General features: G+C 72.5%; 23 protein-coding genes. 16 read left to right on the forward strand and 7 right to left on the reverse strand.

Translation table 11 applies throughout. The annotated features are described in order from the left end of the window. Positions 1-47 precede the first annotated feature (47 nt). The 4 genes from ACXNSR_RS07760 to ACXNSR_RS07775 all read left to right on the forward strand — a co-directional run bounded on the left by ACXNSR_RS07760 (position 48) and on the right by ACXNSR_RS07775 (position 5,440). Complete coding sequence (locus ACXNSR_RS07760) at positions 48-2,423, forward strand: chitinase C-terminal domain-containing protein (protein ID WP_458641408.1); 2,376 nt, start codon at positions 48-50, stop codon at positions 2,421-2,423. Between the two features lie 101 nt (positions 2,424-2,524). Further along, positions 2,525-3,424 (forward strand): RNA polymerase sigma-70 factor, encoded by a 900-nt coding sequence (locus ACXNSR_RS07765; RefSeq protein ID WP_458641409.1) that lies wholly within the window; start codon positions 2,525-2,527, stop codon positions 3,422-3,424. Positions 3,425-3,477: 53 nt separating this feature from the next. Further along, positions 3,478-4,248: an SDR family oxidoreductase gene (locus ACXNSR_RS07770; RefSeq protein ID WP_458641410.1), complete on the forward strand. Its 771-nt coding sequence runs from the start codon at positions 3,478-3,480 to the stop codon at positions 4,246-4,248. Positions 4,249-4,801: 553 nt separating this feature from the next. Beyond that, positions 4,802-5,440: a VOC family protein gene (locus ACXNSR_RS07775; RefSeq protein WP_458641411.1), complete on the forward strand. Its 639-nt coding sequence runs from the start codon at positions 4,802-4,804 to the stop codon at positions 5,438-5,440. Between the two features lie 1,036 nt (positions 5,441-6,476). Here the strand turns inward: ACXNSR_RS07775 and ACXNSR_RS07780 are convergent. Beyond that, entirely contained in the window at positions 6,477-7,634 is a 1,158-nt protein-coding gene (locus ACXNSR_RS07780) for an ROK family transcriptional regulator (RefSeq protein WP_458641412.1), read from the reverse strand. Positions 7,635-7,689: 55 nt separating this feature from the next. Here ACXNSR_RS07780 and ACXNSR_RS07785 point away from each other — a divergent pair, with 55 nt between their 5' ends. The 4 genes from ACXNSR_RS07785 (at position 7,690) to ACXNSR_RS07800 (ending at position 11,778) form a co-directional block, all read left to right on the forward strand. After that, the gene (locus ACXNSR_RS07785; protein WP_458641413.1) at positions 7,690-8,937 is read left to right on the forward strand and encodes an MFS transporter; all 1,248 of its coding nucleotides are present in this window, start codon (positions 7,690-7,692) and stop codon (positions 8,935-8,937) included. An 82-nt stretch (positions 8,938-9,019) separates the two neighbouring features. Then, complete coding sequence (locus ACXNSR_RS07790; protein WP_458641414.1) at positions 9,020-10,417, forward strand: uracil-xanthine permease family protein; 1,398 nt, start codon at positions 9,020-9,022, stop codon at positions 10,415-10,417. 75 nt (positions 10,418-10,492) lie between these two features. Next, positions 10,493-11,134 (forward strand): DUF5995 family protein, encoded by a 642-nt coding sequence (locus tag ACXNSR_RS07795; RefSeq protein ID WP_458641415.1) that lies wholly within the window; start codon positions 10,493-10,495, stop codon positions 11,132-11,134. A gap of 50 nt (positions 11,135-11,184) precedes the next feature. Then, a complete protein-coding gene (locus ACXNSR_RS07800) occupies positions 11,185-11,778 on the forward strand; it encodes a hypothetical protein (protein ID WP_458641416.1) in 594 nt (197 codons plus the stop codon). A gap of 87 nt (positions 11,779-11,865) precedes the next feature. Here ACXNSR_RS07800 and ACXNSR_RS07805 read toward each other — a convergent pair whose 3' ends face one another. The 4 genes from ACXNSR_RS07805 to ACXNSR_RS07820 form a co-directional block, all read right to left on the reverse strand. After that, complete coding sequence (locus tag ACXNSR_RS07805) at positions 11,866-13,563, reverse strand: flavin monoamine oxidase family protein (RefSeq protein ID WP_383574372.1); 1,698 nt, start codon at positions 13,561-13,563, stop codon at positions 11,866-11,868. Between the two features lie 42 nt (positions 13,564-13,605). Continuing rightward, complete coding sequence (locus tag ACXNSR_RS07810) at positions 13,606-14,406, reverse strand: carbon-nitrogen hydrolase family protein (RefSeq protein WP_458641417.1); 801 nt, start codon at positions 14,404-14,406, stop codon at positions 13,606-13,608. Between the two features lie 201 nt (positions 14,407-14,607). Continuing rightward, complete coding sequence (locus ACXNSR_RS07815; protein WP_458641418.1) at positions 14,608-15,021, reverse strand: hypothetical protein; 414 nt, start codon at positions 15,019-15,021, stop codon at positions 14,608-14,610. Positions 15,022-15,108: 87 nt separating this feature from the next. Further along, on the reverse strand, positions 15,109-15,231 hold the full coding sequence (locus ACXNSR_RS07820) for a cell envelope biogenesis protein OmpA (RefSeq protein WP_458641419.1): 123 nt from the start codon (positions 15,229-15,231) through the stop codon (positions 15,109-15,111). Positions 15,232-15,404: 173 nt separating this feature from the next. Between ACXNSR_RS07820 and ACXNSR_RS07825 the strand changes: the two genes are divergently transcribed. Further along, on the forward strand, positions 15,405-16,124 hold the full coding sequence (locus ACXNSR_RS07825) for a GNAT family N-acetyltransferase (RefSeq protein ID WP_458641420.1): 720 nt from the start codon (positions 15,405-15,407) through the stop codon (positions 16,122-16,124). A 7-nt stretch (positions 16,125-16,131) separates the two neighbouring features. Here the strand turns inward: ACXNSR_RS07825 and ACXNSR_RS07830 are convergent, their stop codons facing one another. Both ACXNSR_RS07830 and ACXNSR_RS07835 read right to left on the reverse strand, forming a co-directional pair. Continuing rightward, positions 16,132-16,587, reverse strand: a complete 456-nt coding sequence (locus ACXNSR_RS07830) for an Lrp/AsnC family transcriptional regulator (RefSeq protein WP_007262967.1) — start codon at positions 16,585-16,587, stop codon at positions 16,132-16,134. Between the two features lie 10 nt (positions 16,588-16,597). Continuing rightward, positions 16,598-18,088, reverse strand: a complete 1,491-nt coding sequence (locus ACXNSR_RS07835; protein WP_458641421.1) for an amino acid permease — start codon at positions 18,086-18,088, stop codon at positions 16,598-16,600. A 323-nt stretch (positions 18,089-18,411) separates the two neighbouring features. Here ACXNSR_RS07835 and ACXNSR_RS07840 point away from each other — a divergent pair, with 323 nt between their 5' ends. From ACXNSR_RS07840 to ACXNSR_RS07870, 7 genes are all read left to right on the forward strand, one after another. After that, positions 18,412-18,570 carry a hypothetical protein gene (locus ACXNSR_RS07840; RefSeq protein ID WP_458641422.1) on the forward strand — a complete coding sequence of 53 codons (159 nt, stop codon included), beginning with the start codon at positions 18,412-18,414 and terminating at the stop codon, positions 18,568-18,570. A gap of 142 nt (positions 18,571-18,712) precedes the next feature. Next, positions 18,713-19,705, forward strand: a complete 993-nt coding sequence (locus ACXNSR_RS07845; protein WP_458643221.1) for a GDSL-type esterase/lipase family protein — start codon at positions 18,713-18,715, stop codon at positions 19,703-19,705. Between the two features lie 118 nt (positions 19,706-19,823). Continuing rightward, a complete protein-coding gene (locus tag ACXNSR_RS07850; protein ID WP_458643222.1) occupies positions 19,824-20,795 on the forward strand; it encodes an SCO0930 family lipoprotein in 972 nt (323 codons plus the stop codon). A gap of 128 nt (positions 20,796-20,923) precedes the next feature. Further along, positions 20,924-21,763 carry a LytR/AlgR family response regulator transcription factor gene (locus ACXNSR_RS07855; RefSeq protein WP_458641423.1) on the forward strand — a complete coding sequence of 280 codons (840 nt, stop codon included), beginning with the start codon at positions 20,924-20,926 and terminating at the stop codon, positions 21,761-21,763. 222 nt (positions 21,764-21,985) lie between these two features. Further along, positions 21,986-22,261 carry a hypothetical protein gene (locus ACXNSR_RS07860; RefSeq protein ID WP_458641424.1) on the forward strand — a complete coding sequence of 92 codons (276 nt, stop codon included), beginning with the start codon at positions 21,986-21,988 and terminating at the stop codon, positions 22,259-22,261. Between the two features lie 116 nt (positions 22,262-22,377). Continuing rightward, positions 22,378-24,108: a sodium/solute symporter gene (locus ACXNSR_RS07865; RefSeq protein WP_458641425.1), complete on the forward strand. Its 1,731-nt coding sequence runs from the start codon at positions 22,378-22,380 to the stop codon at positions 24,106-24,108. Next, entirely contained in the window at positions 24,105-25,337 is a 1,233-nt protein-coding gene (locus ACXNSR_RS07870; protein ID WP_458641426.1) for a sensor histidine kinase, read from the forward strand. The genes ACXNSR_RS07865 and ACXNSR_RS07870 overlap by 4 nt, the downstream gene beginning before the upstream one ends. Positions 25,338-25,364 lie beyond the last annotated feature (27 nt).

Raw genomic sequence — 25,364 nt, forward strand, 5'->3', positions numbered from 1 at the left:
AGTTGTGTCCAGTTGTGTCCTGCATCCTCCCCTCCCCAGGAGGCACAATGCCGTCCCCCACACGTACGAGAGCGATGCTCCTGGCATCCGGCGCAGCGATCGCCGGACTCCTGGTGGGCGGGCTCTCGGCGGGCGTCTCGCACGCGGCCGACAACGAGGGCTGCCGCCCCGACGGGCTGTACAAGACCGCCGGCGTCGACGTCCCGTACTGCTCGGTCTACGACTCCGAAGGCCGCGAGAAGATGGGCGCCGACCACCAGCGCCGCGTCATCGGGTACTTCACCGGCTGGCGCACCGGCAAGGACGGCGCCCCCGCCTACCTCGCCAACAACATCCCGTGGTCCAAGGTCACCCACCTGAACTACGCCTTCGCCCACGTGGGCTCCGACAACAAGATCTCCGTCGGCGCGGACGGCGTGAACAACGCCGCCACCGGGATGACCTGGCCCGGCGTCGCCGGTGCCGAGATGGACCCGGCCCTCCCCTACAAGGGCCACTTCAACCAGCTGACGAAGTTCAAGAAGCAGTACCCGAACGTCAAGACGCTGATCTCGGTCGGCGGCTGGGCGGAGACCGGCGGCTACTTCGGTGACGACGGCAACCGGGTCGCCTCCGGCGGCTTCTACTCGATGGCCACGAACGCCGACGGCTCGGTCAACCAGGCCGGCATCGACACCTTCGCCGACTCCTCGGTCGAGTTCATCCGCAAGTACGGCTTCAACGGCGTCGACATCGACTACGAGTACCCGACGACCATGAAGGACGCCGGCAACCCGCTGGACTGGCAGCTGGCCAACGCCCGCCGCGCCGGCCTCGTCCAGGGCTACGCGGCCCTGATGAAGTCCCTGCGCGAGAAGCTCGACCGCGCGGGCGCCGCCGACGGCAAGCACTACCTGCTGTCCGTCGCCGCCCCCTCCTCCGGCTACCTGCTGCGCGGCATGGAGACGTTCCAGGTCCAGAAGTACCTGGACTACGTCAACATCATGTCCTACGACCTGCACGGCGCCTGGAACGAGTACGTCGGCCCCAACGCCTCGCTCTTCGACGACGGCAAGGACGGCGAACTCGCCGCCGCCGGCGTCTACTCCACGTCCCAGTACGGCGGCATCGGCTACCTCAACACCGACTGGGCCTACCACTACTTCCGCGGCTCGATGCCCGGCGGCCGGATCAACATCGGCCTGCCCTACTACACCCGCGGCTTCAAGAACGTGCAGGGCGGCACCGACGGTCTGTGGGGCAAGGCCCCCGCGACCACCTGCCCGGCCGGCGCGGGCCTGACCAAGTGCGGCGACGGCGCGGTCGGCATCGACAACCTGTGGCACGACAAGGACACCAACGGGGTCGAGTCCCCGGCCGGCTCCAACCCGATGTGGCACGCCAAGAACCTGGAGAAGGGCGTCGTCGGCGACTACGTCACCAAGTACGGCTTCCCCGCGAACACCACGCTGACCGGCACCTACGCCCGCAAGTACGACTCCACCCTGGTGGCGCCGTGGCTGTGGAACGCGCAGAAGAAGGTCTTCCTCTCCACGGAGGACGAGCAGTCGGTGGCCGCCAAGGCCGACTACGTCATCAACAAGGGCATCGGCGGCACGATGGTCTGGGAGCTCGCGGGCGACTACTCGTACAACGCGGCCAAGGGCCAGTACGAGATGGGCGACACGCTCACCGACACGATGTACCAGAAGTTCAAGTCGGCCTCCCCCTACGGCGCGAAGAAGGCGGGCGCCACCGCCCCGCCCACCCAGGCCGTCGACATCAGGACGGAGTTCACCGAGTTCAAGCTCGGCGACTCCAACTACCCGCTCACCCCGAAGCTGAAGATCACCAACAACACGAACGCCACGCTGCCCGGCGGCACCGAGTTCCAGTTCGACTACGGCACCTCGGCCCCGAACAACGCCTCCGACCAGTCCGGGTTCGGCACGACCGTGATCAGCAGCGGCCACACCGGCAACAACGTCGGCGGCCTGAAGGGCGACTTCCAGCGGGTCTCCCTGAAGCTCCCGGCCTGGCAGACCCTGGCCCCCGGCGCCTCCGTCGACCTCGCGTTCAACTACTACCTGCCGGTGTCCACGCCCTCCAACTGGACGGTGAAGATCTCCGGCACCACCTACGCCCTCACCGGCGACCTGGCCCGCGGCACGACGACGGTCCAGCCCGGCGGCGGCACCCAGCCCCCCACCACTCCCCCGACCACCCCTCCCACCACCCCGCCGACCACTCCCCCCACGACCCCGCCGACCACGCCTCCGGGCGGGACCTGCACCAACCCGGCCTACGTGGCGGGCACGGTCTACAACAGCGGCAACCTCGTCTCCCACAAGGGCCGCAACTGGAAGGCCCAGTGGTGGACGCAGAACGAAGAACCCGGCACCACCGGCGAATGGGGTGTCTGGAAGGACCAGGGCGCCTGCTGACCCCCGCACCCTGATCCGCGGACGAACGTGAGGACCCGGTGGCCCGGCGGCCACCGGGTCCTCGCTCGTTCCGCGCGAACCCGGCCTCGTACGCTGCACCGGTGATCACACACATCACCGCGTCCGACGCGGACTTCGAGGAAAACCGTCCCCGGATGTTCGGCATCGCCTACCGCATGCTCGGCTCCGCCGCGGAGGCCGAGGACACCGTGCAGGAGGCGTACCTGCGCTGGGCGGCCGCGGACCGCACGGAGATCGAACACCCCGGCGCCTGGCTCGCCAAGGTCGTCACGAACCTGTGCCTCAACACCCTCACCTCCGCACGCGTCCGGCGCGAGGCGTACGTCGGCCCCTGGCTCCCGGAACCCGTCCTCACCGGGGACGGCACGCTCGGCCCGCTGGAGTCCACGGAACAGCGCGACAGCGTGTCCATGGCCCTGCTGGTGCTGCTGGAACAGCTCACGCCGGTGGAACGGGCCGTCTACGTACTGCGCGAGGCCTTCGCCTACAGCCACCGGGAGATCGCCGGACTCCTCGACCTCACCGAGGCCAACTGCCGCCAGCTCTACCGGCGGGCGGCCGGCCGGGTGACCGCGGACCGGCCGGCCGCGCCGGAGCCGCGCTTCGCACCGGACCCCGAACGGTGGCAGAGCCTCGTGGAGACCTTCATGACGGCGGCGCGCGACGGGGACCTGACCCGGCTGGAGGGGCTGCTGACGGCCGACGTCCGGTTCGTCTCGGACGGCGGCGGCGTGGTCAACGCAGCGCTGCGGCCGATCCTGGGGCGGGAGAAGGTGGCCCGGTTCGCGATCGGGGTGCTCAAGAAATTCGCCGGGGACCTGCCGGTCAGCGTCGCGGAGATCAACGGAGTACCCGCGCTGCTCTTCGGCGGGACGGGCGTTCTTCTGGTGGAATTCGAGAACGGGCTGGTCAGCGGGCTCAGCACGGTACTCAACCCGGAGAAGCTGGAATTCCTCCAGCGGCAGCTGTCACATTCCTGAGGGCCGTCCGGTCTCCGCTGCTGAAGGAACGACATCGGCGAAAGGCGGAACCCGTGAGCACCATCCTCGTCACCGGCGGAACCGGCACCCTCGGCGCACTGGTCGTGGACCGGCTCCGCGCCGCGGGCCACGAGGTCCGCGCGCTGAGCCGGCACGCCCCGGACTTCCCGGTCGACCTGTCGGACGGCGCCGGGCTGGACGCGGCGACGGCGGGCGCGGAGGTGATCGTGCACTGCGCGAGCAACACGCGCGGCGGGGGCAAGGGCGACGAGGCCGCCATCCGGCACCTCATCGACGCGGCCCGGCGGGCGGGGACCGTCACCAATGTCGTCTACATCTCGATCGTCGGGGTGGATGTGGTGCCGCTCGGCTACTACCGGACGAAGCTGAAGGTCGAGCGGCTGCTGGAGGCGTCGGGGCTGGGCCTGACCATCCTGCGCACGACCCAGTTCCACGACCTGGTGGCGCAGCTGGTGGACACGGCGGCGAAACTGCCGCTGGTGCCGGTACCGGTGCCGAGCGGGGTACGGGTCCAGCCGATCGCCGTCGGGGAGGTCGCGGACCGCCTGGCGGAACTGGCCGTCCCGACCCCGTCGGGCCGGGTCCCGGACATGGGCGGCCCGGAGATCCACACCCTGCCGGACCTGGCCCGCACCTACCTGACCGCGACGGGCCGCCACCGCCGGGTGCTCCCCTTCCCCCTGGCGGGCAAGGCCTACGCGGGCTTCAAGCGCGGCGGCAACCTGACCCCGTCCCACGCGGTGGGCCGCGTGACGTTCGCACAGTTCGCGCAGCTCGCGGCGGGGTGGGGGCGGGGGCGGTAGGGGTGGGTGGGGCGGTGGCTTCGGGGGGCGGGATCCTCTCGGGCGGTGTCGGGGATGTGCTGGGGGTTTCCCGTCAGTCCCATCGTCCCTCCGGGTCGGGCCGGTCCCTCAAGGGCGCTCCTCCTTCGTCGTCGCGTCGCTTCGCGATGGCCTGCGGCCACCCTTGACCGACCGTCCCGCCCCGGAGAAACGAAAGACTGCCGGGAAGCCCCCAAAGGAACGGGCCGGGGGATCAAGGATCAGGACGGGGACGGTCGGCTGTGCCCGGCCCCGTCCCGCGTGAGGGACGAGCAGGAGACGGGGCCGATCCAGACCCAGGCCCGGGTCGGTGGGACGCGTCCAATCGCTACGCGCTCCTCATCTCTCAGCGTCTCCACGCCGCCCTGGGCTGGACATAGGCCGCCCACGGCCTCGGTCCGGCGCTCGACCTGCGTCCGACGACCGTCAGCAGTTGGTGAGAGGATCCGCTCCACGGCTGAATCCGCGGCGGACGCGGTCGGGGCGGCGGGCGTGGCGTCGGGACTGGTACGGGTTGTCGGGTGATGATGACGCCGTGCGACTTGATCACGTGTCCTATGCGGTGGCCCGCGACAGCTTCGTCTCGACCGTCCAGTGGATCGGATCGGCCCTCGGCGCCGGGTTCGTCGACGGGGGCGTGCACCCGCGATTCGGCACCCGCAATTTCATTCTCCCGCTGAGCGGCGGCACCTACGTCGAGGTCGTCACCACGCTCGACCACCCCGCCGCCGACCGCGCACCCTTCGGCCAGGCGGTCGCGCGCCGCGCCGCCGAGGGCGGCGGCTGGCTCGGTTGGGTGGTCTCCGTCGACGACATCGCCCCGGTCGAGACCCGCCTCGGCCGCACCTCGGCCGAGGGCCACCGTGTCCGCCCCGACGGATTCGACCTGAGGTGGAAGCAGATCGGCCTGCTGGAACTGATGGAAGACCCACAACTGCCCTACTTCCTGCAGTGGCTGGTCCCCGACGAGGAACGCCCGAGCGCCGGCCCGCGCACCTCCACCACCATCCACGGGGTCTCCATCGCCGGCGACGCCGCCTCCATCGCCGAATTCCTCGGCGAACCGGCCGACCACCCCCTCGACCAGATCGACGTCACCTGGGTCGAGGATGAGGAACCGGGCTTGGTCTCGGTCGAGTTCGCCACCGCGCGCGGCCCGGTCACGATCACCTAGGGGCAGCCGATGCGTCGGCAGTACGCGACGGTGAGGATCGCCAGGAGCGGGCCCCAGGCGATGAGCGGGACGTAAGCCGCCCACAGCGCCCAGGCGGCCGGACCGCCGGTGGGGCCACCGCCGAGATCGGGATCCGCCTACCGTGCAGCCCCGGCACCCAACGAGGGACGGATTCGCCCACGGCCGCACCAGCCCGAGGGCGAGCAGCGCGAGCCCTTCGCTGACCACGGACAGGCCGATCACGTAGGGGCGTTCCCACGCCGCCCATTCGTGGTCCGCGTCGTAGCCGGCCAGGCCCAGCACCAGCGCGACACGCCATGACCCGGACGGCAGGACACACAGCGGAATGGCATGGGCCACCCGGATCGCCCAGCGGGCGTCCGGTTGGCGCGACTGACGTCTTGTCCCTGGTATGCATGGTCATCTGCGCCCTCCCCACGAGATCCGTCGTGGTCGATCCTCGGTCGCGGGGCGGGCGATCAGCGTCTGCCGCCGGGGTGGGCCGACGGGCGACCAGAGGGTGACACCGTCAGCAGTGACCCACGTGCACTGACCCGCATCCACTACGGAATGGCCGCTGTCCCACGCTTCTCCGCCCCGGACAGCCGTCAGACGCCTCCCAAGAGGAGCGCCCAGGGGGCGTGGGCGGCCTATGTCCAGCCCCAGACGGTCGTCCGACGCTGAGACGTGAGGAGCGCGTAGCGATTTGGCGCGCCCCACCGACCCGGGGCTGGGTCTGGATCGGCCCCGCCTGCCGATCGTGCCCCACGCGGGACGGGGCCGGGCATGGCCGACCGTCCCCGTCGGTGTCTTGAAGTGCCGGCCCGTTCCTCTGGGGGCTTCCCGGCAGTCTTTCGTTTCTCCGGGGCGGGACGGTCGGTCAAGGGTGGCCGCAGGCCATCACGCAGTGACGCGACGAAGGAGCGCCCTTGAGGGACCGGCCCGACCCGGAGGGACGATGGGACTGACGGGAAACCCCCATCCGCTTCTCTGATACCGCCCGAGAGGATCCCGCCCCCCGAAGCCACCCCCACCCCTACCCCCCGAACAGCACCGCCTGCGCGGCTTCCCGGGCCGCCAGTCCGGCTCCTGCCAGGACGGCCGGGTCGCCCAGGGCCGTGGCGCGGATCTCCGTCGGGACCGGGGTCAGTTTCGCCACGTGGTGGGCGACCCGGGCGGCCAGGGCAGGGCCGCCCGCGCGGCCCAGTTCGCCCGCCAGGACCACGCAGCCCGGGTCCAGGATCGCCGCGGCCGCCGCCGCGCCCAGCGCGAGCCGTTCGGCCAGGGCTTCGAGGAAGGCCTCCCCCGCGGCTCCGGCGACGGCCTCCTCCGCCGGGCCCGCGAAACCGTGTGCGCGCGCCAGTGCGGTCACGGCTTCGCGGCCCACCAGGGCGTGGAATCCGCCCGCGCAGTCCTCGGCCGACGGCAGGCCGGAGGTGCCCGGTACCGGGAGGAAGCCGATCTCGCCCGCCCCGCCGGAGGCGCCCCGGCGCAGCCGGCCGTCCAGGACCACGGCAGCGCCCACGCCCGCGCCGAGCCACAGCAGGACGAAGGAGTCGAGGTCGCGGGCCGCGCCCAGGCGCTGCTCGGCGAGAGCGGCCAGGTTGGTCTCGTTCTCGACGACGACCACGGCGGGCAGGCTCCGCTGCAGGGCGGTGACGAGGTCCCGGTGCCAGGCGGGGAGGCCGCTGGTGTCGCGGAGTTCGCCGGTGGCCGGGGCGACCAGGCCCGGGGCGCCCATGACGACGGTGTGCAGTTCGGCGGCGCCGGCTTCGCGTGCGGTGCGCAGCAGGGCGGCCACCGCGTCCTCGGGGGCGCCGACGGGCAGGGCGGCTTCGGCGAGGGTGCGGCCGAGGAGGTCGGTGACGACGGCGGTGACCCGGTCGGTGCGCACGTCGAGGGCGGCGAGGTGGGCGCGGTCGGCGACGATCCCGTACAGCTTGGCGTTGGGGCCGCGGCGCTGTTCGCCGGATTCGCCGGCGACTTCGATGAGTCCGGCCTCGGTGAGCCGGTCGACGAGGTCGGCGACGGAGGGGCGGGAGAGGCCGGTCATGGTCTTCAGCTGGGTGGCCGTCAGAGGCCCGGATTCCTGGAGGAGTTGCAGGGCGAGGCGGTCGTTGATGGCCCGGGCCGTGCTGGGCGAGGCGGGGGACGGTGCCGGTGCGGTGGTGGGGGCAGGAGTCACGGAGCCCATCCTAGGGAGTCGGGCCCATTATCTATCAGGCAGGGTCCCTGATAGTTTAATTCCCATGACCGGGGACACCGACCTCAGCCCGGCGCGCCTGCGCCATGCCCGTTACGCCATCGCCGCCGTCTTCTGCACCCACGGCGCCGTCACCGGCTCCTTCGCCACCCGCATCCCCTGGATCCAGGAGCACGCCCAGCTCAGCCCGGGCACCCTGGGCCTGGCCCTCGCGGCCCCCGCCGTGGGCGCGGCCCTCGCCATGCCGCTGGCGGGCCGGATCAACCACTGGCTCGGTGCACGCGCGGCGCTGCGGGCACTGCTCTCGCTGTGGACCCTTTCGCTGATCCTGCCGAGCCTCGCCCCGAACCTGCCCGCCCTGTGCTTCGTGCTCTTCGTCTACGGGGCCACCGCCGGAATGTCGGACGTGGCGATGAACGCGCTGGGCGTGGAGACGGAGAACCGGCTGGGCCGTTCGATCATGTCCTCGCTGCACGGCATGTGGAGCGTGGGGGCACTGCTCGGCTCCGCCGCGGGTACCGTCGCGGCGCACACGGGGGCCGACGCCCGGCTGCACCACCTGGTCGCCGCGCTGGCCTTGACCGCGGTCGGGCTGTTCGCCGTACAGGGCGTGCTGGACCTGCGGGCCGGCCAGGAGGAGCAAGCGCCGCCCCACTTCGCGCTGCCGCCGAAGTCGGCGCTGCTGATCGGGGCCGTCGGGTTCTGCGCGGTCTTCGCCGAGGGCGCGAGCCTGGACTGGTCGGCGGTCTACCTGCGGGACGTCCTGCACACGGACGCGGGTCTGGCGGCGGCTTCCACCACCGCCTTCGCGCTGACAATGGCCGTGGCCCGGCTGGTCGGGGACCGGGTGGTGGACCGCTTCGGGCCGGTGCGCACGGTCCGGGCGGGCGGGGTGGTGGCCACCGCGGGCGGACTGCTCGTGGTCGGGGTCCGGCATCCGGCGGGCGCACTGGCCGGGTTCGGCTTGATCGGGCTCGGGATCGCGGTGGTGGTCCCGCTGGCCTTCGCGGCGGCGGGGCGCAGCGGCCCGGCCCCGGCGCAGGCCATCGCCGGTGTCGCGACGATCACGTACACCTCGGGGCTGATCGCCCCGTCGGCGATCGGCGCGGTGGCGGACGCGACCTCGCTGGTGGTGTCCTTCGGGCTGGTCACCCTGCTGGCGTTCGGGCTGGTCGCCGGTGCCGCGGTGCTGCGTCAGGGGCCGCCGGTGGGGCAGGCTGGGGGCGATCACGGCGGGGTGACGGCCGAGTCCGGTCCCGCCGACTTCGACGAACCTGCCCAAACCCGGCCGTAACATATCGACTGGCCGCAGCGGCACGTACTCCGTGCGCTGCGGCCTCGATGTGTGAGCAGCAGCCGGAGAAACGGAGTGGAACATGGGCCTCGGCGTGGGCTGGACCCTGCACGGAGACGGGCGGACTCCCGCCCCCGGGGCGGTGGTCCGGCCGGAGGAGCGGCTGTCGTGGCCGCGGACCGCCGGGCTGGGGGCGCAGCACGTCGTGGCGATGTTCGGCGCGAGTTTCGTCGCTCCGGTCCTGATGGGCCTGGACCCGAACCTGGCCATCATGATGTCGGGCGTCGCGACGGTGATCTTCCTGCTGGCGACGCGCGGCCGGGTCCCGTCGTACCTGGGCTGCTCGCTGTCCTTCGTCGGTGTCGCGGCGGCCATCCGGGCCGCGGGCGGCGACAGTGCGGTGGTCACGGGCGCCGTCTTCGTCGTCGGCGTGGCGCTGTTCCTGGCGGGCCTGGTGGTCCAGCGGTTCGGCGCCCGCGTCATCCACACGGCGATGCCGCCGATCGTGACGGGTGCGGTGGTGATGCTGATCGGCTTCAACCTGGCGCCGGTCACGGCGAGCACGTACTGGCCGCAGGACCAGTGGACGGCGCTGCTGACGATGCTGTTCACGGGGGCGGCCGTGGTCTGCCTGCGCGGGTTCTGGTCGCGCATCGCGATCTTCCTCGGTCTGCTCTTCGGGTACGGGATCTCCTGGCTCTCCGACGTGCTCTTCGGGAAGATCCACTCGACACTGGGCGGGGAGGCCGCCGTCGACCACTGGCGGCTCGACCTCTCCGCGGTCGCCAAGGCGGACTGGATCGGGCTGCCGTCCTTCCACGCGCCCGCCTTCGAGTGGTCGGCGATCCTGATCGCGCTGCCGGTGGTGATCGCGCTGATCGCCGAGAACGCGGGCCACATCAAGGCCGTGGGCGAGATGACCGGTGATCCGCTCGACGACAAGCTGGGCACGGCGATCGCGGCGGACGGCGCCGCGTCCATGCTGTCCACGGCGGTCGGCGGCCCGCCGAACACCACCTACTCCGAGAACATCGGTGTCATGGCCGCCACCCGGGTCTACTCCACGGCGGCGTACTGGGCGGCGGCGGGCTTCGCGCTGCTCTTCGGGCTGTGCCCCAAGTTCGGTGCGATCGTCGCCGCCATCCCGGGCGGGGTGCTCGGCGGCATCACGGTCATCCTCTACGGGATGATCGGCCTGCTCGGAGCGCAGATCTGGATCAACGGCGGGGTGGACCTGCGCAATCCGCTGAACCTGGTGCCGGCCGCGGCGGGCATCATCATCGGCGTCGGCGGCGTGAAGCTGCAGATCACCGACACGTTCGAGCTGGGCGGCATCGCGCTGGGCACGATCGTGGTGATCACCGGCTACCACGCGCTGCGGTACCTCGCGCCCGCGCACCTCAAGCAGGAGCCCCTGCTCGACGCGGGCACCTCCGCCTACGACGAGGGCTCCGGGGACGGCCAGGACAAGCCCCGTTGACGGTGTTTCGCCCGAACCGGGGAAGCGTACGGCCAAGTTCCCCGGATCCGCGTCGGCGCCTGCGAACCTGCCCCCATGGAAGCGGTGCTGGCGCGGATGCGCGCCCTGGAGGAGCGGCTCCCGCCGCAGGACGGTGTCGCCGTCTTCAACCGGGTCTACCTGACGGTGACGGAGACCCTGCACCGGCGGATCGAGCACGGCGGGTTCCCGGCGCCCCGGCGGGCGGAGACGCTCAGCGTGCGGTTCGCGGAGCGGTACCTGACGGCGGTCGAGGCGGACCGGGCCCCGGCCTGCTGGCGTCCTCTGCTGCAGTACCGCCGCCACCCCGGGATCCGCCCGCTCCAGCACGCGCTGGCCGGGATCAACGCGCACATCGGCCACGACCTGGCGCTCGCGGTGGTCAGCACCTGCGGTGAGCTGGGCTGTGAACCCCGGGCCCTGGAGGCGGACTTCGACCGGGTCGGCGACACGCTGGTCTCCCTGGAGGAGCACATCCGGGAGGACCTGATGCCGGGCCCGGACCTGCTGGAGATCGCCGACCCGCTGACCCACCTGGTCGGCTCCTGGAGCCTGGAGCGCGCCCGTGCCGGGGCCTGGTCGGCGGCCCGTCTGCTGTGGACGCTGCGCCGGGTGCCGGAACTGGCCGAGGAGTTCACCGACTCCCTCGACGCGGGCGTGGGCCTGGTCGGCCGCTGCCTGCTGACCCCGCGGGGCTGAAACCCCCTGCCGCCCCGGGGCCGTCACCGGTGGCCGGATAGTTTCGCCGTATGACGATGCTCCTCCTCGACGACGGGCCGGTCGCCCCGGACGCCGCGGTCAGCCGGACCGGCGGGGTGCCGACGGCTCCCGCCGGGACCGTGTGGCCGCTGTGCCGCCTGTGCGCGGGTCCGCTCCAGTTCCTCGCTCAGATCGTGCTCGGCGACCGGGCCCCTGCGGGGCCCGGCGTACTGGCCCTGTTCATGTGCGCCCACCGGCCCGGGCGGTGCGAGCAGTGGAGCCCGACCGCGGGCGGGAACCTGGCCCTGCTGCTGCCCGCCGGGGACCTGGTGTCCGTACCGGCGCCCGACGCCGACGCGGACGTCCTCGGGCTGGGCGCCGTCCGCGCGGCCGTACCCGTCCCGGCGGCGCCGGACGGCACCGCACCGGCCGGGCGGCCGGTGCTCGGATCGCTCGGCGGCGAACCCGACTGGCTCCAGGACGACGAGACGCCCGACTGCCCCGGCTGCGCGCGGCCGATGGCCTACGTGGCGGGCCTGCGGGAGGGACCGGAGCCCACCACCGCCATGAACTTCGGCTCGGGACGGGCCTACGCCCACGCGTGCGCCCCCTGCGGGCGGGCCGCGCTGCTCTGGCAGTGCTGACCGGACGGCCTGGAACCCGGAAATGAGAACGGGCCGTCCCCGCGCTGCTCACGCGGGGACGGCCCGTGGCCTTTGGTACCCGGAGGATCAGTCCTCGGGGAGTTCGACCGGGGCGATGTCGTCGTAGACGTCGCCCGGGCCCGGGTTGGTGGAGTCCGTGGACCCGCCCAGGTGGTGCATGACGCCCCAGACGGCGTTGAGGGCGGTCTGGACCGCGCCCTCGGCCCAGCCGGCCGTCCAGGAGATGTCGTCGCCCGCGAGGAAGATGCCGCGCTTGTCCTCGGGGAGGCGGTCCTGCATGAAGTGGGTGAACAGGCGGCGCTGGTAGCGGTAGTGGCCCGGGAGGTTGGCCTTGAACGCGCCCATGAAGTAGGGCTCGTCCTCCCAGGAGACGGTGACCGGGTTGCCGATGATGTGACGGCGGATGTCGACCTTGGGGTAGATCTCGCCGAGGGACTTCAGCATGACCTCCATCCGCTCGTTCGCGGACAGCGGCAGCCACTTGAGGCTGTCGTCGCACCAGGTGTACGAGAGGCAGATCACGGCGGGCTTGTCCGGACCGTTGTCGAGCAGGTAGGTGCCGCGGGTCATCCGGTCGGTCAGCGTCATCGACATGACGTCGCGGCCGGTCTCCTCGTCCTTGTCCAGCCAGAACGGCCGGTCCACGGGAACGAACAGCTTCGACGACTCCATGTAGTGGGTGCGCTCGATCGCCGTCCAGTGGTCGATCGGGAACAGCGTGTCGTCGCACTCGATCTTCGACAGGAGCATCCAGGACTGGGCCGTGAAGATCGCGGCGCGGTACGTGCGGATGTCGCCGGAGGAGTCGGTGACCGTGATGCGGTTGCCGGCCGTGCGGTGCAGGCGGGTGACCGCCGGGCGCGGGGTGCCGTCGTGCAGGGTGGACAGGGAGGTGCCCTGGGCCCAGTGCACGATCTTCTCCGGCTCGCGCTCCCACAGGCGCAGCGGCAGCTGCTGCGAGCCGCCCACGATGCCGCGGTGGTGGTCGTCGGCCTCGGTGTAGACGACGCGCAGGATCTCCAGGATGGAGTTCGGGAAGTCGGTGTCCCAGCCACCGGTGCCGAAGCCGACCTGGCCGAAGATCTCGCGCTTGCGGAAGGACTTGAAGGCCTCCGACTTGCAGAGGAAGCCGTAGAAGGTCTCGTCGTCGAGCTTCTCGACGAGCTTGGCCCAGATCTCGCGGATGCGCGGGACGTCCCGCTCGCGCATCGCGGTGTTCATGTCCGAGAAGTCGGCGCCCTCGTCGAGGCAGGCGTTCCACGCGGCGGACACGTCGCGGTAGATCTGCGGGAGGTCCGCGATCGTCTCGGCGTAGTGCGTCTCGCCCTTGAGGTCGACGACCGTCGAGGGGGTGGACTCCGCCAGCGGGTTCGGGAAGGGCTCCGTGACCAGGCCGACGAGGTCGATGTAGTGCTGCAGGGCCGTGGAGGAGGGCGGGAAGCGCATGGCGCCCATCTCCGCGGTGAGACCCTCGGTCTCGGCACCCTCGAAGCCGACGGTGCGCAGGCGGCCACCGATCTGGTCGGCCTCGTAGACGACGGGCTTGAGGCCCATCTTCATCAGCTCGTAGGCCGAGATGATGCCGGACAGCCCGCCGCCGATGACGGCGACCTCGGTGCCGAGCTCGGTCGCCGGTATCTGGCCGAGGCCCGCCGGGTGGGCGAGGAAGTCGTCGTACGCGTACGGGAAGTCCGGCCCGAACATGGTGATCGGCGGCTGTCCGTCGCTGTGCGGGACGGCGGTGGTGGGCACCGTGGACGTCATGGGGTACGTCTCCTTGCGGCAGGGCTGGGGGAGGAAGAGGGCTTAGACGAGGGAGGCGTAGAGCCCGGGGCGGCGGTCGCGCAGGTAGGGGTTGTTCTCGCGCGAGGCCGACAGCAGCTCGGGGTCGGCCTCGCCGAACACCAGCTCCTCGCCGCGGCCGGCCCGGGTCCGGGTGACCCCGTCGGGGCTCGCCAGGCAGCTGAGTCCGACGAACTCGAACTCGCCTTCCGGGCCGGTGCGGTTGACGTACGCGATGTACATCTGGTTCTCGAAGGCCCGTACGGGCACCAGCTGTTCGGCGACGAACTGGAACGGGTGCATCTGCGCGGTCGGCACCAGGAGGAGGTCGGTGCCGGCGAGCGCGTGCGCCCGGACGTTCTCGGGGAACTCCACGTCGTAGCAGATCATGATGCCGATGCGGAGGCCGTTCAGGTCCGCCTGGACGACTTGGGTGTCGCCGGGGGTGAAGGCGTCCTGTTCGAAGCAGCCGAAGAGGTGGGTCTTGCGGTAGTTCGCCAGCGCCGCGCCGTCGGGACCGATGAGCTGGGCGGCGTTGTAGACGACGCCGTCCGCGCCCTCCGGGTAGCCGTAGAGGACGGCGATCCCGTGGCGGCGGGCGATCTCGCCGATGGCCCGGGCGCTGGCGCCGTCCGCGGCCTCGGCGAGGCCGGGGATGTCCTGGAGGTCCAGCGCGTAGCCGGTCAGGAACATCTCCGAGGTCACGAGGAGCCCGGCCCCGCTCTGTGCGGCGCGCGCCGCTGCCTCGTCGAGCGCCTTGAGGTTCTCGGCGGTGTCGCCGAGAACGCCGGAGCTCTGGAGGAGGGCGGTGCGCAGCGGGGGCATGGGCTACCTCTGTGACAGGCGGGGAGGGGGTCATAAAACGGTACGTTCGAGCGTTCGATCCGGACAAGTGGTGAGCGTTGCGCTCCGCGCATCGATTCGTTGCGTGTTCCCCGGTCGGCGCGGCGATTCGTTGCGCGGGCGCTGCGGGCCCCCTGGTGGACCCCGTACGGCCCCTGGTGCTGACCCTGGTGCGGCCCCTGGCTACGCGCCCGCGCGGAAGGCCGGGTGGGAGGCCAGGAAGCGCAGGTCGTCGAGGATGTCGGGGGTGTGGTCGGAGACGACGCGGCCGCTCCAGGTGTCGACGAGGGCCGGGACGGTCAGGGCCCCGTCGAAGTGGTGGCCGGTGGCCTCGTAGGCCAGCCGCAGTGCCGTGTACTCGGCCGCCCGGGGCTCGGTACCGAGGACGGTGGCGGTGATCGAACGGTCCAGGCCCAGCGCGGCGAGGGCGGTGGTGACCTGCTGCGAGGGGAGACAGGCGGCGCGGAGGTAGAGGTGGTAGCGGTGCGGGACGGGTGAGAAGCCGGCTCCGATGCGGCCGCGCGGGGCGGGCGCCGGGGCGGTGCGGGGCTGCTGGGTGCGGGGCTGCTGGGTGCGGGGCAGGACGGTGTGCGACATGACTCTCCTGGGGTGGAGGACAACACGGCTGGGCCCCGGGCGGCGCGGTGCGCGCACCCGGTCCGGGTCACTCGTCTCTGGGAGGGCTCAGCCGCGCGGGCCGAACGCGCTGCACACCCGCAGGAGGTCGATGTGCAGGCGCCGGGTGAGCCACCAGCGCCGCAGGGTCCGGGTCCGGGTGTCCGTGTCAGCCGTCCGGGCCGTGTCCACCGCCGCCCACCCCCCTCCTGTGCTCGGCCGCCCCCGTCCGGTGCCGCTTAGGCTTCCGGTGGCGGGCGCTGTCCGTCATGGCCGTCCACGGCAGTCTCGTGGCGGCGCCCGGGGCCGTCAAGAAGGCGGTCACCAGCCGGACGCCGTCGTCACACGTGAGGAGTCCTGCACCCATGTCCACCGAGAGCGGCACGCTGTGCGGCAGTGAAGTGCTCGACGAAGTGCTCGACAATCCGGTCTGGGCCGCGCTGACCGGGCCCCACCGTGGTTTCGCCGAGTTCGGGCCCGCGGGTCTGGCGGCCCGCTACACGCTGGACACGTCCCCGTTCTCGGCGCTCGCCGATCCCGAGGACCCGCGGGCATGGGCGGACCTGGCCGCACTGGCCGGTCCCGGGCAGGAGGTCTGGGTGACCGGGCTGCTGACCCCGCCGCCGGGCTGGCAGACGCTGGTGACGGTCCCGGGGGTGCAGCTGGACGGGCGGGCGGTACGGGCCGGGGCTGCGCCGGAGGCGGTGGTGCTGGGGCTCGAGGACGTGCCGGAGATGCTGGAGCTGGTGGCGCTGACCAAGCCCGGCCCGCTCCTGGACCGGACGGTCGAGCTGGGCACGTACCTCGGGATCCGGCACGAGGGCCGGCTGGTGGCGATGGCCGGGGAGCGGATGCGGCCGGCGGGCTGGTCGGAGATCAGCGCGGTGTGCACCCACCCGGACCACCGGGGCCGGGGTCTGGCGGGCCGGCTGATACGCGCGGTCGCGGCGGAGGTCCGTGAGCGGGGGGAGCGCCCGTTCCTGCACGCGGCGGCGGCCAACACGGGAGCCGTGCGGCTCTACGAGTCGATGGGCTTCACCCTGCGCCGCAGCCCGCTCTTCCTGGGCGTGCGCACCCCGGCCTGAAGGGTGTCTACGCCGGCGCGCCCGAGGTGAAGCGGCGCAGGAGCGGGGAGAGGACGAGTACCGACTTGGTGCGTTCCACGAACGGCTCGCCCGCGATGCGCTCCAGGACCCGTTCGAAGTGGCGCATGTCGGAGGCGAAGACCTGGACGAGGGCGTCCGCGTCGCCGGTGACGGTCGACGCGGACACCACCTCGGGGTATCGCTCCAGTCCTCGCCGGATGTCGTCCGGCGAGGTGTTGTGCCGACAGTAGATCTCGATGAAGCCCTCGGTCTCCCAGCCCATGGCGGCCGGGTCCACGCGGACGGTGAAGCCGGTGATGGCGCCTTCGGCGCGCAGCCGGTCCACGCGCCGCTTGACGGCGGGCGCGGAGAGCCCGACCTCGGAGCCGATGTCCGCGTAGGAGCGGCGGGCGTCCTCGGCGAGGGCGTGCACGATGCGTTCGTCGAGATCGTTCAGTCGCACGGAGGGTGAATCACTTCTGTTCAGCGACCTCCGCGGCCGGGGCGGCCACGGTGGCCACAGTGGCCAGGCTGGAGCGGCGCATGCCGTAGAAGAAGTAGATCACGAGCCCGACCGCCATCCAGCCACCGAAGCACAGCCACGTGGCCATGGGCAGCTCGATCATGAGGTACGCGCAGAAGAGGAAGCCCAGGATCGGGGTGACCGGGAAGAGGGCGACCTTGAAGGTGCGGTTCATCTCGGGGCGGGTGTAGCGCAGGATGACGACGGCGATGTTGACCAGGCCGAAGGCGAAGAGCGTGCCGATGCTGGTGGCGTTGGCCAGTTCACCCAGCGGGATGAACGCGGCGAGCAGTCCGCAGAAGAGGCAGACGATGATCGTGTTGATCTTCGGGGTGCCGGTCTTCTCGTCGACCTTGGCGAAGGCCTTCGGCATCAGGCCGTCGCGGGACATGGCGAAGAGGATGCGGGTCTGGCCGTAGAGCACGGCGAAGACGACGCTGGCGATGGCGACGACGGCGCCGGCGGCCAGGACGACGCTCCAGAAGGAGTGGCCCGTGACGTTCTCCATGATCTGGGCCAGGGCGGCCTCGCTGCCCTCGAACTCCTGCCACGGCATGGCGCCGACGGCGACCAGGGCGACGAGGCAGTAGATCGCGGTGACGATCACCAGCGACAGCATGATCGCGCGCGGCAGGTCCTTCTTCGGGTTCTTGGCTTCCTCACCGGCGGTGGAGGCCGCGTCGAAGCCGATGTACGAGAAGAAGAGCATGGAGGCGGCGGTGCTGATGGCGGTGATGCCGAGCGGGGCCAGCGGGGTGTAGTTGCCGGCCTTGATGCCCATGAAGCCGATGACGATGAAGACCGCGAGCGTCACGATCTTGACGGCGACCATGATCGTGTTGATCCGGGCGCTCTCCTTGGCCCCGCGGAGCAGGAAGACCATGCACAGGAGCACGACGACGAGGGCGGGGAGGTTGATGTAGCCGCCCTCGCCCAGCGGGGCGGAGAAGCCCTCGGGGATCGTGAAGCCGAGCGTGCCGTCGAGCAGCTCGTTGAGGTACTGGCCCCAGCCGACGGCGACGGCCGCGACGGAGACGCCGTACTCCAGGACCAGGCACCAGCCGCAGACCCAGGCTATGAGCTCGCCCATGGTGGCGTAGGCGTAGGAGTACGAGGAGCCGGAGACGGGGATGGAGCCCGCGAGCTCGGCGTAGGAGAGCGCCGAGAAGAGCGCGGTCAGGCCCGCGACGATGAAGGCGATGAAGACGGCCGGGCCGGCGACCGGGGTGGCCTCGCCGAGGACGACGAAGATGCCGGTGCCGAGGGTCGCGCCGATGCTGATCATGGTCAGCTGCCACATCGTGAGCGAGCGCTTCAGCGCGCCGCCCTCGCCCTGGCCGCCCTCGGAGACCAACTGCTCCACCGGCTTGCGGCGGAGCAGCGGGTTGACGGGCCTCTTGGCCTCGGAAGCGAGCGGTGGCGCCTGGCCGTGGTCGAGCACGAGGGGACTCCTTGTCACTGCGGATCGGGGAGGTCAGGGGAGGCGTCGACCGCGACGATCCGGAGCAGGGCAGGGCCCGTCGTAAGAAGGGTCTGCTCATGGGGGACCGCCGAGCAGGCGATCCGCGCCACTCCACGTACAGCGAGTGAGCCTACGAGCTGAGTGATACCGCCCGTAATGGACCATCCTTGCACATTGGCGCACGATCATTGCGCGGATCGGTCACCGACAGTCGTTTGTTGCGTAGGGATGATCGATCGCTGCGCAGACCACCGCGACCCCCTTTCCTTGACACTTCGTCAGATCTGCCGCAGCGTGCCGCCGTGGATCCGGACCTGGCATTGGTCCGCTCCGCGGCGGTGGAACCGGGCCCGAGCGGGGTACTGGTGAACGCGGTGGCACCGGGGGCGGTGCGGACCCCGCCGGTCGCCGCCCCGCCGGGCCGGGGCGGACACCCGTGGTGGACGGCGGGGTCGGCGTGAGGTTCCCGTGCCCGACGATCGGAGGCGACAAGTGATACCAGCGGGACCATCGGGACCATCGGGGATGCAAGGACCGGGACTGCCGGCGGAGCCGACGGGACCGGCGTGGTCGGCGGGCCTGCAGCGCCACCCCGACGAGCCGATGCCCTGGCAGGACGCGCTGCCCTTCCTGCGCGGGGTCGCCTGGCTGGACCGGGGGCGGCCGGTCCGCGCCGACCCGGCCGACACCATGCGGCTGCCCTGGGACACCGGCGAGCGCTCCACCCTGCCCATCGGCGTCCGGCTGGAATTCACCACCGATACCGCGCGGGCGGTGGAGGTGCGCTACCGGGCGACCGTGCCCGGCCCCACCGACGCGCTGCGCGACCTCGCGCACGGCTTCGCGCTGTGGGACCGGCACGGGGTGGTCACCGAGGTGTTCACCGACCCGGCCGCGGAGGCCGTCGTACGGATCGACCTGGGCGGCGGCACCGGCCCCTTCACCATCCACCCGCCCGAGACCCAGTCCCCGCTGATCCTCGGACTGCGCGGGATCGGCGGCACGCTCGCCCCGGCGCCGCCCGCCCCGCGCTGGGTGGTGCACGGCGACTCCATCACCGAGGGCTGGTGGTCCACCCGGCCCGCGCACGGCTGGCCCGCCGTCACCGGCCGGGCGCTCGGCTGGGACACCGTCAACCTCGGGTACGCGGGCGCCGCACGCGGCGAGCTCACCACAGCCGAACAGCTCGCGGGCCTGCCCGCCGACGTCCTCACGCTCGCCTTCGGCACCAACTGCTGGTCCCGGGTGCCCTTTTCGGCTCCCCTGCTGTACGAGACCACGCGCGCGTTCCTCGAACTGGTCCGCCAGGGGCACCCGCGGACCCCGATCCTGTTGGTCTCCCCCGTGCTGCGGCCCGACGCCGAGCGCACCCCGAACAAGCTCGGCGCCACCCTCGGCGCCCTCCGGGACGCCATGGAGCGCGCCGCCCGGGACCGGATGGCCGCGGGGGACGACCGGCTCGCCGTGCTCCCGGGCCGGGAGCTGCTCGGTCCCGAACACCTGGCGGACGGGCTGCATCCCAACGACAGCGGACATCAGGTCCTCGGCCTCGCTGTGGCCACGGCTCTGCGGCGCAGTGGGTTCGGCGTGGGGTAAGTGAAACAGCCCACACCGGACAAGGTGAACAGATCTCCCCCACCGCGGCGTGTCCTGGGCAGAGTTGACGCCATCACGGTGGCGGACGCGAAGGACACCACAAGTGGGAGAGATCAACATGGGCATCAAGCGCGGAACCACCCTGGCCGCGGCCGCGATCGTCGTCGTCCTGGCGGCGACGGCCTGCGGCCCCACCGACGACAAGGCCGCGGACACGACCAAGCCGGTCGGCGCCGCCGCCCCCGCCGCCCAGGACTACGGGAAGTCCTCGGACGCCGCCTACGGCTCCGACGGCGCCGCGGGCGGCGCGGGCGCCAAGCCGGCCGGGCAGCTGGCGATCGCCCCCAACGACCAGCTCGGTTCGGTCCTCACCGACAGCGCCGGGATGACCCTCTACCGCTTCGACAAGGACACGGCCAAGCCGCCGAAGTCGAACTGCGACGGCGACTGCGAGAAGACCTGGCCGGTGGTCGCCGCGGGCGATGCCACCGCCGCCGCGGGCATGGACCCGGCGCTGCTGGGCGAGGTGGTGCGCACCGACGGCAGCAAGCAGCTGACGGTGGGCGGCTGGCCCGCGTACCGCTACAGCAAGGACGCCAAGGCGGGCGACGTCAACGGTCAGGGTGTCGGCGGGGTGTGGTTCGCGCTCGCGGCGGACGGCAAGAAGGCCGCGAAGGGCGCGGCGCCCGCCGAGTCGGCGCCCCCGGCCGCGGGTGGCGCCGCCGAGGCCGACGGGAAGCTGTCGGTGGCCAAGGACCCCAAGCTGGGCGACCACATCGTCGACGGCAAGGGCATGACCGTCTACCGCTTCAAGCCGGACACCCAGTGGCCGATGACCTCCAAGTGCGTGGGCGACTGCCTGAACAAGTGGCCGGTCGTCGCGCCGGTGGAGAAGGCCAAGGACAAGGGGATCGTCGAGAAGAACTACACGGTGCTCAACCGCCCGGACGGCCAGAAGCAGCAGAGCGTCGACTGCTGGCCCGTCTACACCTTCACCGGTGACAAGAAGCCCGGCGACGTCAACGGCCAGGGCGTGGGCGGCACCTGGTACGCCGTGTCCCCGGACGGCAAGCTCATCACGGTCCAGTAGCCCCTGCCCCACCCGCCGCTCCCCACTCCCCCCACCCCGTTCGCGCGGCCCTCGCCCACATCCCCCCTGGGCGGGGGCCGCGCCCTTTGCCGTTCCGCGCCGGCCCGGTCCTCTCTAGACTCGGCCGCATGCTGCGCGTACTGGCCGTCGACGACGAGAAGCCGCTCCTGGAGGAACTCCTCTACCTGCTGCGCTCGGACCCCCGGGTGCGCAGTGCCGAGGGTGCCTCGGACGCCACCGAGGCCCTGCGCCGGGTCACCCGCGCGCTGGAGTCCGGCCCCGGCGGGCCCGACGGCATCGACGTGGTGTTCCTGGACATCCACATGGCCGGGCTGACCGGGCTGGACATCGCGCGGCTGCTCGCCGGGTTCGCGCGGCCGCCACTGATCGTGTTCGTCACCGCCCACGAGGGTTTCGCCGTGCAGGCCTTCGACCTGAAGGCCGTGGACTACGTACTCAAGCCCGTGCGCCCGGAGCGGCTGGCCGAGGCCGTCCGGCGGGCCTGCGAGCAGCTGGGCCGGTCCGAAGAGGGCCCGGCGTCCGCGGTGGCGGCGGCCGACGCCCCGGTGGCGGGCGTCCCGGCCGTGCCGGCGCCGCGCCGCCCGGCCGCCGAGGTCGCCGTCGCCGACCGCACGCCGGACCAGATCGCCGTCGAACTGGGCGGGGTCACCCGCTTCGTGGCGATCGCGGACATCTCCTACGTCGAGGCGCAGGGCGACTACGCCCGCCTGCACACCGACGAGGGCAGCCACCTGGTCCGGATCCCCGTGTCCACGCTGGAGGAGCGGTGGGCGGCGCGCGGGTTCGTGCGGATCCACCGCCGCCATCTGGTGGCGCTGGCGCGGATCGACGAGCTCCGGCTGGAGGCGGGGACCACCAGCGTCCGCGTGGGGGCGGCGGAGCTCCAGGTGAGCCGCAGGCACGCGCGGCAGCTGCGGGATCTGCTGATGCGGCAGGCGACCGGCTGAATCCGGCCGCTCCCTGACCGTTATCCCTGACCGCTCCCCCGCGGCTTCCGGGCCGCCGCCGCGCCGTTCGCTCCCGACCGTCCGGCGCTCGGGAGCGCCGTTCGTCGCGCGGGGAGGGGCGTACGGCGATCCGCCGGAGCCGTCGGCCGCACCGGCGCCCCGATCGGCCCCCGGGCCGCCGCCCCTCTCGTATCGTGGATCTTCCGGCGCGGGAGGAGTGAGATGTCCGAGATCCAGGCGCTGGTCGACGCCCTGCGCGGGCTGCCCCGGGCCCGGCCGGCCGGGCCCGCCGAGGCCGAGGTTCTGCTGGCCCGGCTGCGCAGCGCGGCCGCCCGCTGGGCCGACATCCTCTATGAGGCCCGCGAGGGGGTCCGCGAGCAGGTGCCGCCGCGCGCGGAAGCGGCCCTGACGCTGGCGTTCCGGCGCGCGGAGGAGTCGTACGTCGAGCTGGAGATCGCCCTGCGCGACTGCGCGGAGCACCGCGACCCGGCCCGGTGACGGGGTGGCCCGGCAGGGCGGATCCGACGGGTCCGCTGGGTCCGAATCGAGCCTGTCGCCCGGTCAGGGGGCGTGCGTAGACTCCGGACACCCCTCCCCTGCCGAAGGACCGCCCGGTGAACCAGACGTACGCGCTGACCGCGGTCGCCGTCGTCGTCCTGGTCACGGTCCTGGTCGGCGCGCTGGGTCTGCGGATGTCCCGGACCACGTCCGACTTCTACGTCGCCTCGCGCACGGTGGGACCCCGCCTGAACGCGGCCGCGATCGGCGGCGAGTACCTGTCCGCCGCGTCCTTCCTCGGAGTGGCGGGGCTGGTACTGCTCCAGGGGCCCGAGATGCTCTGGTACCCGGTGGGCTACACCGCCGGGTACGTGGTGCTGCTCGTCCTGGTGGCGGCCCCGCTGCGCCGCTCGGGCGCGTACACGCTGCCCGACTTCGCGGAGGCGCGGCTGGAGTCGCTGGTGGTGCGCCGGATCGCGGTGCTGTTCGTGGTCGGGGTCGGCTGGCTGTACCTGCTGCCGCAGTTGCAGGGGGCCGGGCTGACGCTGGAGATCCTGACTGGGGCCCCGTACTGGGTCGGCGGGCTGGTCGTCGCGTGCGTGGTGACGGTGGCGGTGGCGTGCGGCGGGATGCGTTCGGTCACCTTCGTCCAGGCCTTCCAGTACTGGCTGAAGCTCACGGCCCTGCTGGTGCCGGCCTTCTTCCTGATCGCGGCGTGGGCCGGGGACGGGGCGCCGCGGGCCACCTTCGACGCACCGGCCGTCTTCCGGGAGCACACCTCGGTGACGGTCGCGCAGGACGTGCGGCTGTCGGTGGCGAATCCGCTGACGGTGACGGTGACCGGGCAGGTGGACGGGCGCGGCTACGCGTCGGCTCCCCTGACCCTGGCAGCCGGTGAGCATGCCGTACGGGCACACGCGCGGCTGGAGTTCGCCCCCGGCGCGCCCGTTCCCGACACCCGGTCCGAGGCGCGGCCCGGGGTGTCCACCTGGACGGCGGCGACCTCCGGCGGGCTGCGCGAGTACCGGCTGTACGCCACGTACGGGCTGATCCTGGCGACCTTCCTCGGCACGATGGGCCTGCCGCACGTGGCGGTGCGGTTCTACACCAGCCCCGACGGGCGGACCGCGCGGCGCACCACGCTGGTCGTGCTCGCGCTGGTCGGGGCCTTCTACCTGCTGCCCCCGGTGTACGGGGCGCTGGGCCGGATCTACACCCCCGAACTCGCGCTGACGGGTGACGCGGACGCGGCGGTGCTGGTGCTGCCCGGGCGGATGCTCGGCGGGGTGCTCGGCGATCTGCTGGGCGCGCTGCTGGCCGGGGGTGCCTTCGCGGCGTTCCTGTCGACGGCGTCGGGGCTGACCATGGCGGTGGCGGGGGTCCTGCACCAGGACGTGCTGCCGGCCCGCGGGGTGCGCAGCTTCCGGTCGGCGGCGGTCGTGGCGATCCTGGTGCCGCTGGCGGGGAGCGTGGCGGCGACGCAGGTGCCGGTGGCGGACGCGGTGGGCCTGGCCTTCGCCGTGTCGGCGTCCTCGTTCTGTCCGCTGCTGGTGCTGGGCATCTGGTGGCGCGGGCTGACCCCGCCGGGCGCGGTGGCCGGGCTGGTCACGGGCGGCGGGGCGGCGCTGGGTGCGGTGCTGGCGACCCGGGCCGAGCTGGCGCCGCCGGGCTGGACGCACACGCTGCTGGCGTGGCCGGCGGCGTGGTCGGTGCCGCTCGGGTTCGCGACGATGGCGGCGGTGTCGCTGGCCACGCGGTCGCGGATCCCGGCGGGGACGGCGGCGACCCTGGCCCGGCTGCACCTGCCGGAGGCCGTGGCCGGTGCGCGGGCGGGCGGTCCGCGGTGACGCCGACGCTCCTGGCACTGCTGGTGGTGGCGGGTGCGGCGCTGCTGCTGGGTGCGGGCTGGGCGGCGGGCCGGTGGCACGCCCGCCGTGGGGAGCGGGCGGCCGGGATGGACCTGGGGAGCCCGGTGGAGCGGGCGACCTTCCACACCCTGCACACGGCTTCGCTGGCCGCTCCCCCGCTGCGCGCCGGGCTGACCGAGGACGCCGCCCGCAAGGCGGCCCGGCGGCTGCGGTCGTTGCTGGGGACGGAGGCGCTGTGCCTCACCGACCGGGAGTCGGTGCTGGCCTGGGACGGTCCGGGCGCCGATCACCACCAGCGGCGGGCGATGGCCCGGGTGGCGGTGATGCTGGCGTCGGGGCGCAGCCAGAGCGTGCGGACCGAGTGCCAGCGGCCGGACTGTCCGCTGAAGTGGGCGGTGGTGGCACCGCTCACCGGCGAGGACGGGGTGCTGGGCGCGCTGGTGGCGTACGGTTCGCGCGAGTCGGCGGTGCTGGTGCGGGCCGCGACGGAGGTCGCGCGGTGGGTGTCCGTGCAGCTGGAGCTGTCCGAGCTGGACCGGTCGCGGACCCGGCTGATGGAGGCGGAGATCAAGGCGCTGCGGGCGCAGATCTCCCCGCATTTCATCTTCAACTCCCTGGCCGCGATCGCCTCGTTCGTCCGGACCGATCCGGAGCGGGCCCGGGAGCTGCTGCTGGAGTTCGCGGACTTCACCCGGTACTCCTTCCGGCGGCACGGTGATTTCACCACGCTGGCCGACGAGTTGCGTTCCGTGCAGCAGTATCTGGCGCTGGCCGGGGCCCGGTTCGGCGACCGGCTGAAGGTGACGCTGCAAGTGGCGCCGGAGGTGCTGCCGGTGGCACTGCCCTTCCTGTGCCTGCAGCCGCTGGTGGAGAACGCCGTGAAGCACGGGCTGGAAGACTCCACCGAGGAGTGCCGGATCACGATCACGGCGCGGGACGCGGGCGCGGAGGCGGTGATCACGGTGGAGGACAACGGGGTCGGAATGGATCCGGCGCTGCTGCGCCGGATCCTGGCCGGGGAGCACGGCGGTTCCTCCGGGATCGGGCTGCCCAATGTCGACGAGCGGATCCGTCAGGTGTACGGGGACGCGTACGGTCCGGTGATGGAGACGGGGGTCGGCGCCGGCATGAAGGTCACCCTGCGCATTCCCAAGTACCGTGCGGGTGTGCACAGTTCACCGCCCGGACAGCAGACTCCGCGGCTCTGAGGGCCCTTCGGCGTGGCATCCTGTGAC

This window comes from Streptomyces sp. NC-S4 (assembly GCF_054353315.1).